The sequence below is a fragment of the Arminella tubonensis genome, assembly GCF_003240585.1.
Lineage (GTDB): Bacteria > Pseudomonadota > Alphaproteobacteria > Rhizobiales > Rhizobiaceae > Rhizobium > Rhizobium tubonense.
In genome coordinates this window covers 126,427-146,621 of sequence record NZ_PCDP01000035.1, presented here as the reverse complement: position 1 = coordinate 146,621, position 20,195 = coordinate 126,427, and the positions used below count along the sequence as shown (strand labels likewise).

General features: G+C 60.2%; 17 protein-coding genes and 1 other RNA gene. 10 read left to right on the top strand and 8 right to left on the bottom strand.

Annotated features, from left to right (window positions below):
• Positions 1-34 precede the first annotated feature (34 nt).
• The 4 genes from CPY51_RS12335 to metF all read left to right on the top strand — a co-directional run bounded on the left by CPY51_RS12335 (position 35) and on the right by metF (position 4,628).
• Positions 35-784: a ribonuclease T2 family protein gene (locus CPY51_RS12335; protein ID WP_420820696.1), complete on the top strand. Its 750-nt coding sequence runs from the start codon at positions 35-37 to the stop codon at positions 782-784.
• Positions 785-906: 122 nt separating this feature from the next.
• The gene (gene ettA / locus CPY51_RS12330) at positions 907-2,556 is read left to right on the top strand and encodes an energy-dependent translational throttle protein EttA (protein ID WP_111160514.1); all 1,650 of its coding nucleotides are present in this window, start codon (positions 907-909) and stop codon (positions 2,554-2,556) included.
• A 139-nt stretch (positions 2,557-2,695) separates the two neighbouring features.
• The gene (locus tag CPY51_RS12325) at positions 2,696-3,721 is read left to right on the top strand and encodes an ArsR/SmtB family transcription factor (RefSeq protein ID WP_111160513.1); all 1,026 of its coding nucleotides are present in this window, start codon (positions 2,696-2,698) and stop codon (positions 3,719-3,721) included.
• Between the two features lies 1 nt (position 3,722).
• Positions 3,723-4,628 carry a methylenetetrahydrofolate reductase [NAD(P)H] gene (gene metF, locus CPY51_RS12320; RefSeq protein ID WP_111160512.1) on the top strand — a complete coding sequence of 302 codons (906 nt, stop codon included), beginning with the start codon at positions 3,723-3,725 and terminating at the stop codon, positions 4,626-4,628.
• 417 nt (positions 4,629-5,045) lie between these two features.
• Here the strand turns inward: metF and CPY51_RS12315 are convergent, their stop codons facing one another.
• The 5 genes from CPY51_RS12315 to CPY51_RS12295 all read right to left on the bottom strand — a co-directional run bounded on the left by CPY51_RS12315 (position 5,046) and on the right by CPY51_RS12295 (position 10,306).
• Positions 5,046-5,966 (bottom strand): DMT family transporter, encoded by a 921-nt coding sequence (locus CPY51_RS12315; RefSeq protein WP_111160511.1) that lies wholly within the window; start codon positions 5,964-5,966, stop codon positions 5,046-5,048.
• Between the two features lie 172 nt (positions 5,967-6,138).
• Positions 6,139-7,374, bottom strand: coding sequence for a lytic murein transglycosylase (locus CPY51_RS12310; RefSeq protein ID WP_111160510.1), 1,236 nt, complete (start codon positions 7,372-7,374; stop codon positions 6,139-6,141).
• 78 nt (positions 7,375-7,452) lie between these two features.
• The gene (locus CPY51_RS12305; RefSeq protein WP_111160509.1) at positions 7,453-8,247 is read right to left on the bottom strand and encodes a glycoside hydrolase family 25 protein; all 795 of its coding nucleotides are present in this window, start codon (positions 8,245-8,247) and stop codon (positions 7,453-7,455) included.
• Positions 8,248-8,387: 140 nt separating this feature from the next.
• On the bottom strand, positions 8,388-9,062 hold the full coding sequence (locus CPY51_RS12300) for a class I SAM-dependent methyltransferase (protein WP_111160508.1): 675 nt from the start codon (positions 9,060-9,062) through the stop codon (positions 8,388-8,390).
• Complete coding sequence (locus CPY51_RS12295; protein WP_111160507.1) at positions 9,059-10,306, bottom strand: BtaA family protein; 1,248 nt, start codon at positions 10,304-10,306, stop codon at positions 9,059-9,061. Before CPY51_RS12295 ends, CPY51_RS12300 begins: the two co-directional genes overlap by 4 nt.
• 184 nt (positions 10,307-10,490) lie before the next feature.
• On the opposite strand from CPY51_RS12295, the gene CPY51_RS12290 reads away from it, so the two are divergent.
• The gene (locus tag CPY51_RS12290) at positions 10,491-11,870 is read left to right on the top strand and encodes a serine hydrolase domain-containing protein (protein WP_111160506.1); all 1,380 of its coding nucleotides are present in this window, start codon (positions 10,491-10,493) and stop codon (positions 11,868-11,870) included.
• Positions 11,871-11,901: 31 nt separating this feature from the next.
• Here CPY51_RS12290 and CPY51_RS12285 read toward each other — a convergent pair whose 3' ends face one another.
• From CPY51_RS12285 to CPY51_RS12275, 3 genes are all read right to left on the bottom strand, one after another.
• Positions 11,902-13,107: a lytic transglycosylase domain-containing protein gene (locus CPY51_RS12285; protein ID WP_111160505.1), complete on the bottom strand. Its 1,206-nt coding sequence runs from the start codon at positions 13,105-13,107 to the stop codon at positions 11,902-11,904.
• Positions 13,108-13,221: 114 nt separating this feature from the next.
• On the bottom strand, positions 13,222-13,857 hold the full coding sequence (locus CPY51_RS12280; RefSeq protein ID WP_111160504.1) for a LysE family translocator: 636 nt from the start codon (positions 13,855-13,857) through the stop codon (positions 13,222-13,224).
• Positions 13,858-13,912: 55 nt separating this feature from the next.
• Positions 13,913-15,124, bottom strand: a complete 1,212-nt coding sequence (locus CPY51_RS12275) for a pyrophosphate--fructose-6-phosphate 1-phosphotransferase (RefSeq protein WP_111160503.1) — start codon at positions 15,122-15,124, stop codon at positions 13,913-13,915.
• A gap of 483 nt (positions 15,125-15,607) precedes the next feature.
• On the opposite strand from CPY51_RS12275, the gene CPY51_RS12270 reads away from it, so the two are divergent.
• From CPY51_RS12270 to rnpB, 5 genes are all read left to right on the top strand, one after another.
• The gene (locus CPY51_RS12270) at positions 15,608-16,315 is read left to right on the top strand and encodes a J domain-containing protein (protein ID WP_111160966.1); all 708 of its coding nucleotides are present in this window, start codon (positions 15,608-15,610) and stop codon (positions 16,313-16,315) included.
• The gene (locus CPY51_RS12265; protein WP_111160502.1) at positions 16,312-17,073 is read left to right on the top strand and encodes an N-acetylmuramoyl-L-alanine amidase; all 762 of its coding nucleotides are present in this window, start codon (positions 16,312-16,314) and stop codon (positions 17,071-17,073) included. Before CPY51_RS12270 ends, CPY51_RS12265 begins: the two co-directional genes overlap by 4 nt.
• Positions 17,074-17,349: 276 nt before the next feature.
• The gene (locus CPY51_RS12260; RefSeq protein WP_244598629.1) at positions 17,350-18,018 is read left to right on the top strand and encodes a lytic transglycosylase domain-containing protein; all 669 of its coding nucleotides are present in this window, start codon (positions 17,350-17,352) and stop codon (positions 18,016-18,018) included.
• A 102-nt stretch (positions 18,019-18,120) separates the two neighbouring features.
• Entirely contained in the window at positions 18,121-19,314 is a 1,194-nt protein-coding gene (locus CPY51_RS12255; protein ID WP_111160501.1) for an NAD(P)/FAD-dependent oxidoreductase, read from the top strand.
• Between the two features lie 66 nt (positions 19,315-19,380).
• Positions 19,381-19,781: RNase P RNA component class A (gene rnpB, locus CPY51_RS12250), an RNA gene on the top strand.
• Positions 19,782-20,195 lie beyond the last annotated feature (414 nt).

Below are 20,195 nucleotides of genomic sequence, written 5' to 3'. Positions count from 1 at the left end.
TATTTGTTCCTATATTGTTCTAGTTTGGAGGGTAATAATGCAGCTCTGGATTCGTGCGCTTATTGCAGCGCTATTTCTGCCGATTCTTGCAGTAGGCGTCTCGGCACAGGATGCGGAGAAGGGTGGACGGACGCGGTTCATCCTTGCCGCCAGTTGGGAGCCGGCCTTCTGCGCTACCAACGAGAAAAAAGCGGAATGCCGGGGCGAAAAACCCAACGGATTCGATGCGACGAATTTTTCGTTGCATGGGCTTTGGCCGATGCGGCAGCAATATTGCGACGTGGCGGAAGACCTGCGGCAAGCCGATGGGCACAGCGACTGGAACAGCCTGCCCGAGGTGCCGCTATCGGCGAAGACGCGCTCGCTGCTGGCGAAGGCGATGCCCGGCACGCAGTCCGGCCTGGAGCGTCACGAGTGGATCAAGCACGGCACCTGCACGAAGCTTTCGGCGGATGACTATTTTGCCGGTGCCGTCGGGTTGATCGAGGAATTGAACGCTTCGGCGGTCCGCGACCTGTTCGCGCAGAATATCGGCAAGACGCTGGATGCGGAGGCGATCAAGGCGGCGTTCGACAAGAGCTTCGGGGAAGGGGCCAGCGAGCGCGTCAAGATGAGCTGTCGCCGTGTCGGCAAGACCAGGGTCATTTCGGAGTTGACCATCGGCCTTTCGGAGGACGCGATCGAGCCAAATCTATCGGGGCCGCGGCTGGAAGCGTTGATCCAGGATGCCGGCAGCACGAAATTCGGCTGCGATCAGGGCGTGGTGCAGGCTGTCGGCCCCTGACAGGGCCCATCGCGCGACCTCGCCTCAAGGCGATATCGACTTTTCGCGTTGCCCGGCGGCCTTGTTTACCTTACATAGCGCGGCACAAACCCGAAATCCCTTCGCCTAGGAGCAGTGCAGCAATGGCACGTCAGTTCATCTATCACATGTCAGGGCTCAACAAGGCCTATGGCGCCAAGAAGATCCTCGAAAACGTCAACCTGTCATTCTACCCGGACGCCAAGATCGGTATCCTCGGACCGAACGGCGCCGGTAAATCGACAGTGCTCCGGATCATCGCCGGCCTCGACAAGGAATATACCGGCGAGGCCTGGTTGGCCGAAGGTGCCACCATCGGCTACCTGGAGCAGGAGCCGCACCTCGACGCTGATAAGACCGTGCTCGAGAACGTCATGGAAGGCGTCGCGAAAAAGACCGCCATTCTCGAGCGCTACAACGAACTGATGATGAACTATTCCGACGAAACGGCGGAAGAGGGCTCCAAGCTCCAGGACGTGATCGACAGCCAGAACCTTTGGGATTTGGAAAGCCAGGTCGAGATGGCCATGGACGCGCTGCGGTGCCCGCCGGGCGATTCCGATGTCACCAGCCTTTCCGGTGGTGAGCGGCGCCGCGTGGCGCTTTGCCGCTTGCTGCTGTCGCAGCCCGATCTGCTGCTGCTCGACGAACCGACCAACCATCTCGACGCCGAAACTATCGCGTGGCTCGAAAAGCACCTTCGTGCCTATCCCGGCGCCGTGATGATGATCACCCACGATCGCTACTTCCTCGACAACGTCACCGGCTGGATTCTCGAGCTCGACCGCGGTCGCGGCATACCCTATGAAGGCAATTATTCCGCCTATCTGCTCGCCAAGGCCAAGCGCATGGCGCAGGAGAACCGTGAAGACGCCTCCCGCCAGAAGGCAATTTCGCGCGAGCAGGAATGGATCGCCTCCAGCCCCAAGGCACGCCAGGCGAAATCGAAGGCCCGTATCAAGTCCTACGAGCAGCTGGTCGATGCGGCCGACAAGCAGCGTCCCGGCGATGCGCAGATCATCATTCCGGTCAGCGAGCGGCTTGGTCAGGTCGTCATCGAAATGGACGGCATCTCCAAGGGCTATGGCGACCAGCTCCTGATCGACGGCCTGTCGATCAAACTGCCTCCGGGTGGCATCGTCGGCGTCATCGGTCCGAACGGCGCCGGCAAGACGACGCTGTTCAGGATGATTACCGGCCAGGAGAAGCCCGATGCGGGCACCCTGCGCCTCGGCGACACGGTGCAGCTCGGCTATGTCGACCAGAGCCGCGATGCGCTTGATGGCAACAAGACAGTCTGGGAGGAAATCTCCGGCGGTGCGGAAATCATCAAGCTCGGCAAGTTCGACATGAATTCCCGTGCCTATTGCGGCGCCTTCAACTTCAAGGGCGGCGACCAGCAGCAGAAGGTCGGAAACCTGTCCGGCGGTCAGCGCAACCGCGTGCATCTGGCCAAAATGCTGAAGGCGGGCGGCAACGTGCTGCTGCTCGACGAACCGACGAACGACCTCGATACGGAGACGCTTTCGGCGCTGGAAGATGCGCTCGAAAAGTTCGCGGGCTGCGCCGTGATCATCAGCCATGATCGCATGTTCCTCGACCGTCTGGCGACCCATATCCTCGCATTCGAAGGCGACAGCCACGTGGAGTGGTTCGAAGGCAACTTCGAGGACTATGAAGCCGACAAGGTCCGTCGCCTCGGTGCCGACGCGCTCAACCCGAGCCGCGTGACCTACAAGCGCCTGACGCGCTAGTCGGATTTCCGATCAACAAGCTTGCGAACCCCGGCTCTGCCGGGGTTTTTCTTTGGCCAGATGCCCATTGCGCAATTCCCGCTTGCCATCAAAAAGCAAATCACATAAAGATATGTTTATATCTTGATTGGGTGCTGACATGTCGAATCTGGTGAAATTCGGGCTGGATGGTTTGGTCGACGTGCTGAAGGCGGCGGGTGAGCCGACGCGCCTTCGGCTGCTGGCACTGCTTGCCGCCGGCGATCTCACCGTTACGGATCTTACCGAAATTCTCGGCCAATCGCAGCCCCGCATTTCGCGCCATCTGAAGCTGCTCGGTGAAGCCTCGCTGATCGATCGCTACCAGGAGGGCGCCTGGGCCTATTTCCGGCTGACGCAGGATGGCAAGGCCGTGCAGCTGGTGCGGACGTTGTTGAAGCACACTTCCGAGAATGATCCTATCCTGTTGCGTGACGGCGAGCGGCTTGCTGCCGTCAAGCGGGTGCGCGCCGAGCGTGCCCAGGCCTATTTCAGCCGCAATGCCGCTGAGTGGGATGAGCTTCGACGCCTGCATGTACCCGACGAGGATGTCGACAGCGCACTGATCGATCTGATCGGTGCAAAGCCCGTCGATGCGTTCCTCGATCTCGGGACTGGTACAGGCCGCATGCTGCAATTGCTCTCGGGCGTCTATCGCCGCGGGCTCGGCGTCGATGCCAGCCGCGACATGCTGGCGGTGGCACGCGCCAATCTCGACAAGGCGAATATCACCACGGCATCGGTGCGCCATGGCGACATCTTCAACCTGCCGCTCGATGCGCAGGATTTCGACCTTATCACCATCCATCAGGTGCTACATTTCCTCTATCAGCCGGAGCTGGCGATCGGCGAGGCGGCGCGGATGCTGCGGCCGGGTGGGCGCCTGGTGATCATAGATCTTGCGCCGCACGCGCTGGAATATCTGCGCGACGAGCACGCGCATCTGCGGCTTGGCTTTTCGCACCAGATGATGGGCGACTGGCTGGAGCATGCCGGGCTCGAGGTGGAGGAGGTCAAGGACCTTCATGCCGGAAAGCAGAATGGACAAAACCTGACGGTGACGATCTGGGTGGCGCGTGATCCGCGATTGCTGATGGCCGCCGAACAGGATCGCCAGTCTTCCTCCATGCTTGCCGGGAGCGCCTGATATGCCTTCGAATTCCGAAGACCACCGCCGCGACATTCGCATCTCGTTCGAGTTCTTCCCCCCGAAATCGGAGGAGATGGAAGCGCAGCTTTGGAGCGCCGTGGCGGAATTGGAGAAATGGGAGCCCGAGTTCGTTTCCGTAACCTATGGTGCGGGCGGTTCTACTAAGGCGCCGACGCTCGCAGCAGTGCGACGGATGATCTCCGAGACGCCGCTTGCAACGGCTGCCCACCTGACCTGTGTCAGCGCCACCCGGGAGGACACCCATCGCGTCGTCGACGAGTTCCGGGCTGTCGGCGTTCGACATTTCGTGGCGTTGCGTGGCGATCCGCCTGATGGCGTCGGCAGCGCTTACCAGCCCCAGCCGGGCGGCTATGCCAACGCCGCCGAGCTGGTCGCGGGCCTGCGCGAGCTCGGCGATTTCGAGATTTCGGTATCGGCCTATCCGGAGAAGCATCCCGAAAGCCGCGATGTCAAGGCTGACGTCGAAATGCTGAAGCGGAAGGCCGACAACGGTGCCGACCGGGCCCTGACACAGTTCTTCTTCGACAATGATATCTTCGAAGCCTATCTCGAGCGCGTGCGGGCTGCGGGCATCAGCATCCCAGTCGTGCCGGGGATCATGCCGATCCAGAACCTGACGCAGCTGAAGCGTTTCGCCGGCATGTGCGGGGCCACCATTCCCGCGCGGCTGGATACACGTTTCGAGGGGCTGGATGAGAAACCGGTGGAGCGTGCCAAGGTCGCGGCTGACGTCGCTGCCGAACAGATCGAGGATCTCGTCCGTCGTGGACTGAACGAGTTTCATCTCTATACGATGAACCGCGCGCCGCTGGTCGGATCGGTTTTGGAATGTCTCGGTCTCAGCTGCGGCACAAAGGCGAAGGCTGCCGGGGCGGCGGCCTGAAGGCACAAAAAAACGCATACCCGCTAAGGCATGCGCTTCTTCGAATTGACTGTCTGTTAGCTTCTAGGAGTCGCATTTCCTGTCTTTGAGTTCGCCAAAGCCTGCCTTCAGATGAAGAGCATGGCCGCAACGAACACGAACGCAGCACTGATCAATAGGACATTAAAGGATTGTGTCAGTCCCATGTCTGCCTCCTCCGTTAACCCTTAAAGCTTATGTCACAAATATGTCGCTGGCAAAGAAAATCGATATTGCGATGCGATATCGACGGTCGCGAGGTTTGGCGATCGAAGGGCAAGCAGTTGATTTTAAATGTAAAAAATAGTTGTCGACTCGTTCACGATTTTTAATGAACTGTTAAATTTCAGGCGCAAATCGTTAATATTGCCGCAGCGCGAAACGACTACTTCCGTAGGGTTATGCAGGTCGCGGGCCTGGCCGCATCCTGGCGTACAAACGCCCGTCAAGAATAAGCAGGCCCACGGCGATCAGAAGCATGCCGGCAATGTCGGTTGCGCCCAGCCGCTCGCCGAGGAAGACAGCTCCAAGCAGAATGGCGCCTGGCGGAACAAGCAGGGTCACCAGCGAGGCATTGGTTGCGCCGGCTAGTGCCATGATACGGAAATAGAGAATATAGGCGAAGGCGGTGGAAACCAGCGCCAGGGCGACGATGGCGGCGAACGAGCCAACCGACGGTACTGCCAGTGTCCAGGGCCGGTCCGCGATCAGCGAGACCGGAAGCATGATCATCGATGAGCCCGTCAGTTGTCCTGCTGCGATGACCGGTGCCGGCATGCCCTTGAACCGCTTGGAGTAGATGGCGGCAAAGCCATAGGAGACCGCGGCAAGGATCGGCACCAGCAGGGCCCAGAGCGGTGCGCCGTTTGCGACCATCATTGCGGGGCCGACGAGAACCATGGTGCCGACGAGCCCGACAAGGCAGCCGAGCAGTTTCGCGGCTGTCGGCTTTTCGTCCTCGGTCAGATAGTGGGCGATGATCACGGTCCAGATCGGGGTCGTCGCGTTCAGCACAGAGGCAAGGCCGGCGCCGATTTCCGTCTCGCCGAGAAAGATCAGGGCATGAGGCACCGCATTATTGATGAGGCCTAGCAGCAGGAATTGCGGCCAGTGGGACCGCAGCAGGCGGTATATATCAAGCCGCCCTGCGATGTGGAGATGCAGCGCGATTGCCGCGATCGACAGGCGCAGGAAGACCAGCGTGAAGGGTGGAACCTCGTGAACGGCTATGCGCGCGAAAAAGAACGAGCCACCCCAGATGAGGCCGAGCAGGAGCAAGAGGCTCCAGGTTAGCGCATTCATGCCGGTATCGGTTTTCATTGGTCTGCCCTCGTTGCTTGCAGGCCATCATCGCGATCCGCGGCGCCCGCGCCACCCGTTTCCTGCCAGGCCGGCGAAAAAGCGGGTGGTCGAGAATGGGTAGGACTATTCGGACAAGCCATGAAAAAAGGCGACCCGAAGGCCGCCTGTTTCCTTCAACCCGATGGTGACCTCAAAGCGCGTTCAGCAGTGCTTCGGTTGCCCAACCGTCGGCGGGTTCTCCGAGGCGAAACTGTTCCTTCTGGATGGCGATGCGGGTGCCGGATCCGAGGATGCCGTCGATGTCGCCGACGTCGTAGCCTCGTGCTTTCAGCTTGGTCTGCAAAGCCTTCATCTCGGTGTCGCTCAGGCCCTTTTCAGGCGTGCCCTTGTTGTAGGTCGGGGCGCCGCCGAGACGGGTGGCAAAATAGGCGGCTGACGTCGTGTAGATGAACGACTGGTTCCAGGCGAGATAGGTGTTGAAATTGGGATAGGTCAGGAATGCCGGCCCCAGGCGGCCCTGCGGCAGGATCAGGGCCGACGGCAGATTGGCGAAAGACGTGTTGCCGTCGCGCGGCGTGACACCGAGAGCAAACCATTCGCCGGCGGTCATCGTGCCGCCGATGCCGGATTTTTCATAGGGCAGGCTGGCCGGCAGCGTGACTTCCTGTATCCAGGGCTGGTCGCGCTGGAAGCCAAGCGATGCGATGAAATTGGCGGTCGTCAGGATGACGTCGGGCGCGCTTTCCCTCAATTTGACGAGACCGTCGCCGTCACCGTCTTCGCCAAATTCAATGATGGTCTTCGGCAGCAGCTGCGTCTGGCCAATTTCGCCAGCCCATGCACCCGCCGTCGTGGCCGGATCGACATCGCCGCGCTGAACGAGCTCGGTGAGTGCAATCAGCTGCGGCCGGAATCGGTCCGGGCGGCGGCAATCGTGCGAGAGGGTGACAAGCGCATTGCGCGTGTTGAAATCGCCCTGCACGGCGCCAAAGTCGGTTTCCATGGCCCAGAAAGCGGTGATCACACTGGCAGGTACGCCATGCTCCTTCTCGGCCCGGGCAAAGACGTCGGCATATTGCTTCATCTTCTGGCGGCCGATGTCGAGGCGGGCCTGGCTGACGGTGCGTTGCGAGAATTCGAGGAATGTTTGCTTGAAGACACCCTGGGCGCGGTCTCTTGCCAAGACCTTCTGGTCAATCTGTGCCCCGGCAAAGGTCTTGTCGACGCTTTCCGCCGTTGCGCCCGCGGCAATTGCATCTGCCTTGACGCCTGCAAGGAAGGCTGAAAGGTCTCCACCGCACGCGACCTGAGGGGCGGCTTCCGCAGTCGGAGCCTGGGGCTGGCTCTGCTGCGCTGTCGCAGTGCCGGCGAACGCGGCGGCAATTACAATCGCAAGTGCAGTGTTTCGGACGGTGATGCGGCTCATGCGCGATCCTCTTTGCTTACGGGTGAGGTCGCTTTCACAGAACTATGTGACAGAAGCAAGAACGAAATGTCCGTTATCTCAAGAATTTCCCTGCTTTGTTACTGCCGCAACCCAATTGTGCCAGTTCTGCTCATTGCCGGCGAATACATTGATGTCTGTCGGGCCCTTGATGCCGGGGATGACGCCTGTCGAAGTATATTGCCAGAAGGCCCAGCGCCGGTCGGAATAAGTCACCTTCGGATGCTTGGCGACCGAGCGAACCCAGAAGTGATAGTCCTGGAAATAGCCAACGAGATTGTCGCGGTGGAAGTCGACCGAGGTGTAGATGATCGGGCGCATGCCGTAATAAGCTTCGAGCCTGTCCATGAAGCGCTGGAGCTGGCTGCGGACGGTCGCCGCGTCCGGGCGATAGCGGCAGGTCTTCGATTCGCTGTTCCACTCAACGTCGAGGACCGGAGGCAGGCGCATGGCTTCCTTGGGCACATTGCGGATGAACCAGTCGGCCTGTTCGTCAGGCGTCGAGCAGAAATAATAGAAATGGTAGGGCGCGCTTGGGATACCGGCGGCGCGGGCCTCCTGCGAGTATTCGCTGAAGCGCTGATCGATGACGTCCTTGCCTTCGGTCGCCTTGATGAATGCGAAGGCCACGCCGGATGATTTCACCGTGCGCCAGTCGATATCGCCCTGCCACTTCGAGATGTCTATGCCGTGGATAGGGTGCAGCTGCGGATGGTCCGCTCCAAAATCCTGCGGCTTGGTGTCGTGGAAGCGCGCCTTCGGCCTGATGGACTTCGTTTCCATGAAATCATAGCCAGCGGTGCAGCTGCTAAGAAGCATGACAAGCGGCAGTAAGCACAACAAAAGCCGGTGCATAGGCGTCCCGTGATGGCGCGAGTAATCCTGATGCCCCAATGCTCGAGCTTCCGCGATAGGTGAATCCCAGCTGCCGTAAAAAGAGGCCATAACCTCTTTTTCACCATATCAACGTAAAAATTGCGTTATCTTCAAGCGAATTATGTTCGCCGGGTCATAATAACTGCCCGCCAGGCATAACCCCGACCGATTTCTTCGAAGATCAGACGCGAACCGCGGGCTGCACAACGCTCCTCGAGGACAGCGCGCAGATCGGCGCGCGGCGTGACGTGGAACTTCCGCAGCCAGGATTTCAGCACCGTGCGGAACCAGCCGGGCAGGTGTTCCTGCTGGCCGAAATCCACGATGTGAAGCTCGCCGCCGGGAGCGAGCGCGTCAAGCGATGCGTCGATGGCACTCCGCCAATCCGGGATCATCGACAGCGCGTAGGAGATCATGATCCGATCGAAGCCTTCGGTGCCAAAATCGGTCGCCAGGAAGGCGGTGGCGTCAGCCACGCGGAAATCGGGCATCTGCGACATGCCGTGGAAGGATTTGCGTGCACTGAGCAGCATCTCCTGGGAGATATCGAGACCATAGAGTTGCGCCGAAGGAAAGCGCCGATGAGCAAACAGCAGGTTGCGTCCGGTTCCGCAACCGACCTCGAGCAACGAGCCGCCGAACGGTACGTCCAGATGATCGATCGTCCGATCGCGGCCGAGAAGATAGTATTTGCGGGTAAGATCGTAGATATGCCGCTGGTAGCGGTACATGCCGTCCATCAGGCCGGCATGGTTGTCCGTGGGCGCAGCGATCTCGGTCTCGGCGCGGCTCACGCGTTCTTACCATAGATATGGAAGCCGCCGTAGATCGCGGAACGATCGAGGACGTTCAATCCTTGAGACCTCTCTTCGAAGTAGGTCCATTGTTCGCGGATCGCCGGCGATAGCCTGCCTTCGATGATGCTCTTCTCGGCGGCGGTGCGGAAGATGACGCGGGCGCCCTCGCGGGCCGTGCGGCTGATTTCGGCCCAGAGCTCGTTCAGCTGCGTGTCGTTCATCCAGTCCTGCGCATCGAGCAGGATGTAGCGATCCATCGAGGCGGCCGGCTTGGTGGCCAGGAGCTCGGTGAAGCTCGCATGATGCACGGTGACGCGCTCCGCATTATTGCGGATCGCCTGATAGTGCTCCGGCTTCAGATAGGTCGGCAGGGGACCTTCGTTGCGGTCGGCATAGCGGCGCGCAAAGGCCTGCCAGGCGAAATAGTTGTCGCGCATCGGGAAATGACAGCTCAGTTTCTCCAGCCGATATTTCAGCACCGCGGATATCGACCCGCCGTCGGCAAGGCTTGCAAGCTCGTCATATTGCTGCGGCGGGATGCCAAGCCCGAAGAGCGAGCTCTTGCGGCCGAGAAGCCAGCGGACCATCGGTCGGTCGAAAATCGGCGCGATCTCGTTGTCGAAGAACTGCTTCTGGTCGCGGAGAGTCCTTGCTTCCGTCATCTTCGCAAGCTTGACGCCGTGCAGGCGGGCAAGAAGATGTGCGGCGCCGATGAAGCGGCCGAGCAGGCCTGTCTTATAGATGTTGCGATTGAACACCGTGACGCGGCGGCGGCCGAGCATGTCGCGGCCGTTCCAGTAGGTGGCCGTGGCTTCGTCGAGGCCGGGGGAGATGAACCGATCGAAGGCCTGGCTGTTGACGCCAAGCTTCGGCGTCGCGAAGAAGCGGACGAGGTCGCCATGGCCGGGCATCAGGCGGAAGGCTGCAAGCTTCAGCCGGTTCAGCGCCACGTGGTGCGGGTTGAGGTCGACGACGTCGATTGAGGCCGGGCTCTGCGACAGGTAAGCCAGCATATTGCAGCCGCCGGAACCGATCGTGACGATGCGGTGATGCGGCTGGAGTTCCATCGCCTCCATGTCGACATCGGGGTCTTCCCATATCTGCGGATAGACAAGACCGGAGAACAACAGGCCAAACAGCCGCTCGGAGAAGCCGGCCTTCGAAAGGGCCTTGTGCTGGAGGAGGGCGTCCTTGAGCTTCCGGTTCTTGCGGAAGCCGGCATCCGGTGCAAATTCCGTCATGTGAGTCTGTCACCCCTTTTTTAAGGTTCTGGGCGTGTAACCCGGCAATGCTACAGACTGATGACGCTGCCTGTTGGTATCCTTTCTGCAGTGCCGCCGGGATGGCGGTCTCGGTCTTTTGATCGTGGTTGCCCTTTCACATTTTTCGTTTTCCTGATTGTGTCAGGGGATCGGAGGATGAGGCATGCGAGTTGCGTTGAGGGTGGTGCAGGGTGTCGCAGTTCTCCTGCTGCTTGCCGTTATCGGTTGTGTCGCCTGGCTCTCCTTCTTTCCGCCTGACCTGTTGCGGGTCGGCGACGGATATGCCGCCAAGATCGTCTGCTCCAACGTCTTCATTGCGGGCCGTGACGCGCAGGCCGTGCTTGCCGAGGACGTGCAGGCCCCAGGCAATCCCGCTCTGAAGCTCATCCGGATCTCCGTCGACCGGGACGCCGGCCTTGTCACCGCTCGCATTCTCGGGCTGTTCGCACCGAACTATGCGCTTTACCGCGGCGCGCTCGGCTGCGTAAGCCTGCCGGACGGCAATCTTGCAGCTGCGGGAAGCATGCCCGCAATGGAGCAGCCCGGCACAGTAGACGGCGATGGGCTGTGGCCGGACGGCCGAGAAATCGACGTTGACGGTCAGGGGCCGGTGTCGGGGCTCATCACGGACAAGGCGCTTGCCGGACCGGGAATGCGGGCGATCATCGTTGTCAAGGACGGCCGCGTCATTGCCGAAACCTATGGCGACGGATTCGATGCCGCCAAGCCCTTGATCGGCTGGTCGATGACGAAAACCGTGAACGCGGCGATCATCGGTCGCCTGATGCTGGCCGGTCGCATGTCGTTCGATGACCGAGACCTGTTGCCGCAGTGGCACGGGGATCAGCGCAGCAGCCTGCGACTGAGCGATCTGCTGGCGATGGAAAGCGGCCTGGCCTTCAACGAGGACTATGGCGCGGTGACCGACGTCACGCGCATGCTCTTTCTCGATCCCGATATGGCGGTTTTGCCGGAGAATGCTTCGCAGAGAGAGCCGGCGGGCACGCGATTCTATTATTCGACGGGAACAGCCATGCTGTTGTCGCGCATCTGGATGAACAGGTTTTCAAACCAGAACGAGGCATTTGCTTATCCCCGCGAAGCCCTGTTCTCGCCACTCGGCATGTCGAGCGCGGTGCTGGAGGCTGATGAGAGCGGCACGTTCGTGGGAGGATCCTATCTCTATGCCACAGGACGCGACTGGGCGCGCTTCGGGCAGTTCCTGCTGCAGGATGGCGTCTGGCATGGTCAGCGGCTGCTGCCGGAAGGCTTCGTCGGCGCGATGCGTACCGGAACTGCCGCGTCGAACGGAGCATATACGCAGGTTCAGGCCTGGCTTTCGGGGCCGGGAGGGTCGAGCAGCCAATTCGGCCTGCCGGAAGATACCTTCTGGATGCTGGGCCATGACGGCCAGAGCATGGCCATCGTGCCCTCGGCCAACCTCGTGGTCGTCAGGCTCGGGTTGACGCCCGGCATTCTCGGCTACCGACCGCAAATATTGCTGAAGAAGATCCTGGAAGCGGTGATGCCGATCAAGAGCTGAGTGACGGCACCGGGCCTGAGAAACGCGCGGCCTAGTAGTTGCCCGTGGCGATATCCATCATGCCCTTGTTCTTGGCATCGTAGTAATAGCCGCGAGCATAAAGATGCACTGCGTCGTCCTGCTTGTTATCAGCCACCTTCCACGCGCCGCTCAGATATTTCGCCGCATATTTGATATTTGTTTCGGCATCGAACAGGCCGGAGGCGGGGCCCTGGTAGCCCATGGACTTTGCAGTGTTGTACTTGATCTGCATCAGGCCGAAATAGCCTGCATTGTTGTAAGCCTTGGGATCGTAGCGGCTTTCGCGATGGACGACGCGATGAATGAGTGCTGCGGGAACCTGGTAAAGCTTGGCATATTTCTGGATGAGCTGGGTGATGTAGCTTTTTTCCGCCGGCGGAACATTGCTGTCGTATTCACTGCCTTCGGTAAGGACTGCCGGGATGACGGTTGGGCCGGTCGTATCGAAATTATAGTCGTAGTGGGGACGGGCATCCGCATAGGAAAGTCCCGGGAGCTGGGTCGATGGAGTTGCCGAAGCAACCATGGTCGCCTCCGCCCCCGGAGCTTCGCCCGGGCGCGGGATCGGCACTACCGACTGGATCGCCACCATTTCGGGCGTCAGCGGGATAGGAGCGTAGGCCGTGTCGACGGCGGAGCCGCCGACGGGCTGAAGCGCCATGTCACCTGGACGGGCCGGATTGGGCGTCGGGATGGCGACCATCGTGGGGATGGGCGGCTGGTCTGATGGCGCATAGGCGGCCGACGCCGAGGTGCTGGTTGTTGTAGCTCCGGTCGCGGCGGCAATCGCCACCTGCGCCTGGCCGGATTGAGGCGCCGACGGTCCGGACTGCGTTTGCGCCAGACGGTCTTGCGCCGCGTTGATCTGGCCAGGCTCGATCTTCGCCGTTTCGACGGTGGTGATCGGCGCGCTGCCGTGCGGGCTCTGGTTTATCGCGGTTGTTGTTTGAACGCGGCCGGATTTCGGAAGCGCCGTTGCCGGATCATTCTGGGGAGAACCTACGCTCGCCACCGTCGTCGCAGCGGCAGCGCCTGACGTCGATGCAACGCCGGCCGGGGTAGAAGCCGTTGCCGGATGCGGCACGTTTGCTTGTGCCGGGGAAAGTTCTGCCTTCGACGCATGCTGGTCGGTGCTTGCACAGCCGGCCAGCGCGCCGCACAGGATTGCCGAATAGGCAAAGCTGCGCTTAAGGCTGGAAAATCCATTCATTGCCATTCTGTCGCTTCCGAAAATTTTCGCCCCACCTGCGATGTAAAACAGTCACAGGTAAAATAAATTTATGAACCCCAATTAACCTATTCGTGATTGAGCCGCAAGCGTGGTTGACGCTCAGGCAGCCATCCGACGGTATCCAGCGGTCACCGCACCCGCCGCAATCAGCAGCGTTCCACCGGTTCGATTGACCAATCGCTGCACGCTTGCCTTGCGAATGAAGCCTCGTGCCATGTCCGCCAGAAGGACGTAGGCGAGCGAGTTGAGCGCCGCCAGAGCGAGGAAGGTTGCCTCTAAAATAAGCGTTTGCGGAAGGAAGGGCTTGCCGAGATCGAGGAACTGCGGGACGAAGGCGATGAAGAAAATGATGCTCTTCGGGTTCAGCGCCGTCACAACATAGGCGTGTGCAAGAATCTTCAGTGGTTTTTCTTCTGGAAGGTTGTCGTTGTCGCCCATTGGGCCGTTAATGATTGGGGCGCGCCAGAGCTTAATTCCGAGAAAAATCAGGTAGCCAGCACCAATCAGTTTAAGAATCGTGAACAGGGAGGCAGAGGTGGCCAGCAGGGCGCCGAGGCCGGCAAGCGACGCCGTCATGGCTGTGAAGTCGCCGAGCGTGACGCCCGTGACCGTCGCAAGCGCAGTCCTGCGTCCGTGGCCAAGCGCATATGAGATCACCAAAAGGATGGTCGGACCGGGGATGGCCAGCATGATCGCCGACGCTGCGGCGAACGCGAGCCAGGTTTGAATGGACATCTGCTCCTCCTGTTCTGTTCGCCGCAACCAAGCCATCGCCGTCAAAAGCTGTCAATCAGGCTTCTTTGTATTTTTGCCCGATGTGATCCATGACCTCGCCGAACCATTTCGCGTGGAGATCGAAATGCTTGCCACCCTTGATTCGCGGGAATTCGATGGTGCGCAGCTTACCGCCCTGGCCCTCGTCGTGACCGGTCACGCCCGACACCTTGTTGAGTGCGCTTTCGACGGCAAGGTCGACCATGCCCTGGATCAGTCTCAGGTCTTCGCCGTTGGCGGGCGCGGAGCGGGCGTAATAGCCTGATTTCTGGACCATGGAGCGATCGGCATCGAGTAGCGAGGCGAACTGTTTCTGGAACCAGCTGCCGACATTGATGGTGTCCAGCTTCACGTGGCCGAATGCGTCGCGCTTGATGCTTTCGCCCGCGGCTTCCCGCTCCGCCACGATCGCGTCGAGGCAGGCGCCTTCGGAGACGAACAGCGTGACATGTCCCGACTTGTCCATGACTTCCTTCAGACGTTCCGCCTCGGCCTGGACGTCGAACGCCATTTCCGGAAGATAGAGACCATCGATCGACTTCATCTCGGCGTTGGTCATGAAGCCTTCGACATATTCGTTATTGCTGGTTTTCTGGATATAGGCGCGGGCGGTTGCCGCCGTTAGCCAGCCGCAATGTCTACCCATGACCTCGTGGATGACGAGCGAGCGTGGTGCCGCCGTCTGCTCGTTACTGACATTGTCGAAGAAGGCGGCGCCGACTTCGGCTGCTGTCCATGCGCCGAGCGACTGGCGGATCGGCACAATGTCGTTGTCGACGGTCTTCGGCAGGCCGACCACTGTCAGGTTATATCCATTGGCACCGAGATAGGCGGCAAGATCGGCAGCCGTGGTGTTGGTGTCGTCGCCGCCGATGGTGTGCAGGATGGTGATCCCGTCGGAAGCCAGGCGTTCGGCTGCGACCCGCAACGGGTTTTCGCCTTCCTTGACCATGCCGCGCTTCAGGAGATCGGCCGTGTTGGTCAGTTTGACGCGGCTGTTGCCGATCGGCGAGCCACCGTATCGGTGAAGCAGATGGGCGCGTTCGCGCATCGATGGGGTCACCTGTATGCGGTCGGCAAGCAGGACGCCCTGATAGCCGGAGCGATAGGCGATGATTTCGATATCGGGCGCGACGTCGGTATAGCGCTGGATGAGGCCGCCGACCGCGGAGGAGAGACAGGGCGCCAGTCCGCCGGCGGTGAGCATTGCGACTTTCTGTTTGGCCATAGGTTCCTCCTTGCAGGGACGCGTTGCGTCCTTCCGATAGTTGCTGTGGGAATGGATGCGACAGGGAATGGAGGCTGTAAAGTAAAGAATTTACGAAAGGCGTGCTTTGCATCCGAGCCGGATGCGCGCGCGCGGGAGCAGCGCCAAAAAGGCGAACGCCGCGGATAGGGCAGCCGCAGGCAGTCGGATGTCTCGCCAGCCTCCAATTGAAATCCGTTCTGGCCGATCAGTTCAAAGAGGTGAGCCGAGGGTGGTCGCCAAAGGGCATCGGAACTCCGGATGAAAAGCGTCTCCGGAGCGGGCCAAGCTGCGAAATTCATTCGATTTTAGCGCCGAAAAGCGAACGCGATGGGTCGCTAGCGGGCGGCCGATCATTACCGAATTGTGAAAGGTGTTTTCAGACATGCGACCAATGGACAGCTTGCTTTTGCAACCATTATTTGATCAACGTGTTTCTCATTCTGAAGAGTGATCGAGACCATCATGTCGTTTTGGGAAAAGTTGCTGAATGCCGTCGGTACCGCGAGCAATGCTCTGTCGGCGGTGGTTGAGGCTATTCGCACCCTGTTCGAGGGCGACCCGGAGACGCGCCGCAAGGTGGCCTTCTCCGTGGCCATTATTGCGCTCTCCGCCAAGATGGCCAAGGCAGACGGCGTTGTGACCGACAAAGAGGTCAACGCCTTCCGCGAGATCTTCGAATTTCCCGATGACCAGGCAAAGAACGTCGCCCGGCTCTATAATCTGGCGCGTCAGGATGTTGCCGGTTACGAGGCCTATGCCGAACGCCTTTCGTCGCTCTGCGTCACCTGCGCCAAGAATTGCCCGGTTCTCGAGGACGTGCTCGACGGTCTTTTCCATATCGCCAAGGCCGATGGCATGATCCACGACAAGGAGATTGCGTTTCTCTCGCATGTCGCCGAAATCTTCAAGATGAGCCAGGAGCGCTTCGAGCAGATCATGGCGCGCCATGTTTCCGGCAACGGCCACGATCCCTATAAGGTTCTCGGTGTTTCCCCGAGCGACGATTTCCCGACGATCCGCCGGCGCTATCACGGGCTGGTCCACGAAAACCACCCTGATCGCCTCGTTTCGCGCGGCGTTCCGAAGGAATTCCACGCCATCGCCAACGAGCGGATGGCGATTCTGAACGCTGCCTACGAAGAAATCGAGAAAGAACGCCGCGCCGCATGACTTTGTTTGCGGCAGATTATCGCCGTGCGCTGGTGCAGCCCTCGCCGAACCATGGCGAGCGCGCGGGCGGGCGCAAGCCTGACATGATCCTCCTGCATTATACCGGCATGGGCAGCGCGCTCGGCGCTCTCGACTGGCTCTGTCGGGAGGAAAGCCAGGTTTCCAGCCACTATTTCATCCACGAGGACGGCACCGTCGTCCAGCTGGTGCCGGAGGAGCGGCGTGCCTGGCACGCAGGCAAGGGGAGCTGGCACAAGCAGGGCGACATCAACTCCCAGTCTATCGGCATCGAGATCGCCAATGCCGGCCATCCCGGCGGGCTGCCTCATTTCCCCGACGAACAGATAGCCGCAGTGATCGAATTGTGTCTCGATTGCGGCGATCGTTGGTCGATCGCTCCTGAAAGGGTGCTTGGCCACTCCGATGTGGCCCCGATCCGAAAGGTCGATCCGGGCGAGCGCTTTCCCTGGGCAAGGCTGCACGCTGCAGGGGTCGGACACTGGGTCGAGCCGACGCCGATTACCGGCGGACGCTTCTTCCAGAAGGGCGACGCCGGGCAGCCGATAGAGGCACTGCAATCGATGCTGTCGCTCTATGGTTACGGCACTGACATCAATGGCGAATTTTCGGAACCCATGGCGGGCGACGTCGAAGCCTTCCAACGGCATTTCCGGCAGGAGAGAGTGGACGGGATCGCCGACTTCTCAACGATCGATACGCTGCATCGATTGCTCCGTGCCTTGCCTAACTTCGCCTAGCGTAAGTTGCATCCTTTTCCACAGCGCAAAATTCTCCTAATGCCTCAAGAATCCCTAACACCCTGCGCTGCCACATCATTTCCCTATTATCTCCTCATTGCGATGGTCTAACGGCGCCACTGAACGGCGGCCGCACACGCTCTGTTTGTTTGTCTGGGTGTGGCCGTAAATCAATCAACGGGGATCGTTGCGGCACCCTTGCCATTCAATGGCAGTGTCCGGGTCGATAGCGCTGCGCGCTGTCCTGCGATCTCTTGCTCGGAGACAAAAGACTACATGAAAAATCTGATTGCTGTGGCTGCAGCGTGCGTGAGCATGTTGCTTATAGGATATGATTGCGCATTCGCCGGCCAGAACCAGCCTGCCCACCCGGTCCACCGGACCCACCTGGTTCACAAGACTCACGTAGTCCACAAGGCTCGCCTAGTTCACAAAAATCGTGTGGCCCAGCGGAGCCATCGGGTGAAGGTCGAGACCGTTTCCTTGAAGACCGTCACGCGCAGCACCGGATATGCCACTCCGCAAGTCGCCGCAGCAGCCACCGCCGCCGTCACTCCGGGCGGATCCGTCGCAAAGGCCAATCCCTACACGGATATGATCGCCAAGTATGCCACGCAAAATGGCGTACCGGTTGAACTGGCGACTGCGGTCGTCCAGATCGAAAGCAACTTCAATCCGAAGATGCGCGGCAGCGCCGGCGAAATCGGTCTCATGCAGGTCAAGCCTGCCACCGCGCGGATGATGGGCTATACCGGCTCGGCCAAGGGGCTCTACGATCCCGAAACCAATATCCGCATCGGCATGAAATATCTTGCCATGGCCCAGCAACTCGGTGGCGGTCCTACCTGCAACACCATCCTCAAATACAATGCCGGCCACGCCGCGACCCGCATGAACCCTATTTCTGAGCGCTATTGCGGCAAGGTGCTGGCGCTTCTCGACTAAAGTTGCCAAGTCCTTGGGACTGAATCGCTTTTGCCTGCTCCTCAAGTATTGAATCAACCATCAACCATGATATCCGGTTGATGGTTTTTGCGAGGGTCGAACATGGCAGCGGATTTCAGGTTCATCGTCGTCGGGCGCGGCATGATGGGGGCGGCAGCAGCCCGTCACCTTGCGCGGCAGACGGACTGCATCGCGGTGATCGGGCCGGACGAGCCAAAGGACCGGAAGCGTCACGACGGCGTCTTCGGCAGCCACTACGACGAGGGCCGGATCACCCGGACCATCGATCCCGACGCCAACTGGGCACTGCTCGCCAATCGCTCCATCGCCCGCTATGCCGAGATCGAGCGCGACAGCGGCATTGATTTCTATGCCGAGGTCGGCTGCCTCGTTGTCGGTCCGAAGCGGGGTGGGGCGGACAGCTATATAGGGAATGTGGTCAATGCGGCTTCCCGGCTGGACGTCAGGTCCGACATTCTCGACGACCACGCCCTGAAGGCGCGCTTCCCGTATTTTTCCTTTGCCGCCGACAGCGAGGGCGTGCACGAGCCACATGGTGCCGGGCACATCAGTCCGCGTCGGCTGGTGAAGGCGCAGTCCCTGCTTGCCGAAAAGGCGGGTGCTCGGGTCATCAAGGAAACGGTAACGTCCATTCGCGACGAGGGCGGCCTCGCCGTCGTGACGACGAGCGAGGGCCACAGCTATCGTGCCGAGAAGGTGCTGATGGCCGCCGGCGGATTCTCCATTGCCGAGAATCTCTTGGCGACGCCTGTTGACATGAAGATTCGCGGCCGGACAGTCGCGTTCTTCGAGGTTAGCGAGGCGGATGCCGGGGCTCTTTCCGCCATGCCGTCCTTGATCACCAAGGGCGCCAGCGATGCCGACAGCATCTACCTGCTGCCGCCAATACGCTATCCAGATGGACGCTACTATTTGAAAATCGGCGGCGATCCGGATGATCTGGGACTTGGCAGCGATGGCGAATTGCGCGCCTGGTTTCGCACCGATGGACGAGAGACGGTGCGCGAGCATCTGTCCGGAATGATCCACGGGCTAGTTCCCGGTTTGGAGCCGATCTCGACATCCAGCAGTTCCTGCGTCACGTCCTATCCGCCGACCGATTATCCGATGATCAGCTACACGACGTCGCCGCGTATCGCTGTGTTGACAGGCGGATGCGGCACGGCGGCGAAGAGCTCCGACGAAATCGGACGGCTCGGCGCGGAGCTGATCCTCGAAGGTCGAATCAAGGACCAAGCCTACAGCACGGATTTTTCAGGGCATTTTCTGAACTGACCCCATAAGTCTTCGTCAGGCATATTTCGGTGGCATTCGGTGACGGTCTCGGCTAATGAGCGGCTACCAGTTGGCCGGGCAGCCGCGCTTCACAATGTCGAAAGGCGGTGAGGTGAGGAAAGTCCGGGCTCCACGGAAACACGGTGCCGGATAACGTCCGGCGAGGGCGACCTCAGGGAAAGTGCCACAGAAAGTAAACCGCCTGTTCCCTCGGGAGCGGGTAAGGGTGAAAGGGTGGGGTAAGAGCCCACCGCGTCTCTGGTGACAGCGACGGCATGGTAAACCCCACCGGGAGCAAAACCGAATAGGGATGACGCGGAGCGCGCAAGCGCTCCAGCCTGTTTCCGGGCCGGTCATCCGGGTGGGTTGCATGAGGCGGCGCGCAAGTGTCGTCCCAGATGAATGGCTGCCACGTTCCGACTTCGGTCGGAGCCTTACAGAACCCGGCTTACAGGCCAACTGGTATTCGCTCCTTTCCCGGCGGCGCGCATGCGGCCGCTTGGAATATATTCATGCAAGCTATTGAAATTCAATATGTTTTAGATGTTCTCAATCAGAAATTCGGTTCCTTGGATTCCCTGCATATACGCTGGGTCCGCGCCGGCTGAAGCTGGCGATCCTAACCTTTCGTTAAACTTAACAGCTTATGAATATCCTAAGCTGCGACAGTGCTCATTTGGTCGCATCCCATTGACGCCCATATGGTCCCATGCTATCCCAAAGTCGTACTGCACAAGGGCAATTCGGTGCCCATTCATCGCAAAGCTACGGCCACCCTCGTGACGAGGGAGCCAAGGGGATGTTCGTTCCTGAGGCTTGCGAAGCTGTGTCCGATTTTGGCGGTGTCGGCGAACGGATGATCGTTCGCCTGCCATTGGGAA

What these genes read in the sequence shown, in the direction of transcription:
- ettA (WP_111160514.1), top strand. Translation starts at nt 907, where the DNA reads ATGGCACGTCAGTTCATCTATCACATGTCAGGGCTCAACAAGGCCTAT.
- CPY51_RS12325 (WP_111160513.1), top strand. Translation starts at nt 2,696, where the DNA reads ATGTCGAATCTGGTGAAATTCGGGCTGGATGGTTTGGTCGACGTGCTG.
- metF (WP_111160512.1), top strand. Translation starts at nt 3,723, where the DNA reads ATGCCTTCGAATTCCGAAGACCACCGCCGCGACATTCGCATCTCGTTC.
- CPY51_RS12315 (WP_111160511.1), bottom strand. Translation starts at nt 5,966, where the DNA reads ATGAAAACCGATACCGGCATGAATGCGCTAACCTGGAGCCTCTTGCTC.
- CPY51_RS12310 (WP_111160510.1), bottom strand. Translation starts at nt 7,374, where the DNA reads ATGAGCCGCATCACCGTCCGAAACACTGCACTTGCGATTGTAATTGCC.
- CPY51_RS12305 (WP_111160509.1), bottom strand. Translation starts at nt 8,247, where the DNA reads ATGCACCGGCTTTTGTTGTGCTTACTGCCGCTTGTCATGCTTCTTAGC.
- CPY51_RS12295 (WP_111160507.1), bottom strand. Translation starts at nt 10,306, where the DNA reads ATGACGGAATTTGCACCGGATGCCGGCTTCCGCAAGAACCGGAAGCTC.
- CPY51_RS12290 (WP_111160506.1), top strand. Translation starts at nt 10,491, where the DNA reads ATGCGAGTTGCGTTGAGGGTGGTGCAGGGTGTCGCAGTTCTCCTGCTG.
- CPY51_RS12285 (WP_111160505.1), bottom strand. Translation starts at nt 13,107, where the DNA reads ATGGCAATGAATGGATTTTCCAGCCTTAAGCGCAGCTTTGCCTATTCG.
- CPY51_RS12280 (WP_111160504.1), bottom strand. Translation starts at nt 13,857, where the DNA reads ATGTCCATTCAAACCTGGCTCGCGTTCGCCGCAGCGTCGGCGATCATG.
- CPY51_RS12275 (WP_111160503.1), bottom strand. Translation starts at nt 15,124, where the DNA reads ATGGCCAAACAGAAAGTCGCAATGCTCACCGCCGGCGGACTGGCGCCC.
- CPY51_RS12270 (WP_111160966.1), top strand. Translation starts at nt 15,608, where the DNA reads ATGTCGTTTTGGGAAAAGTTGCTGAATGCCGTCGGTACCGCGAGCAAT.
- CPY51_RS12265 (WP_111160502.1), top strand. Translation starts at nt 16,312, where the DNA reads ATGACTTTGTTTGCGGCAGATTATCGCCGTGCGCTGGTGCAGCCCTCG.
- CPY51_RS12260 (WP_244598629.1), top strand. Translation starts at nt 17,350, where the DNA reads ATGAAAAATCTGATTGCTGTGGCTGCAGCGTGCGTGAGCATGTTGCTT.
- CPY51_RS12255 (WP_111160501.1), top strand. Translation starts at nt 18,121, where the DNA reads ATGGCAGCGGATTTCAGGTTCATCGTCGTCGGGCGCGGCATGATGGGG.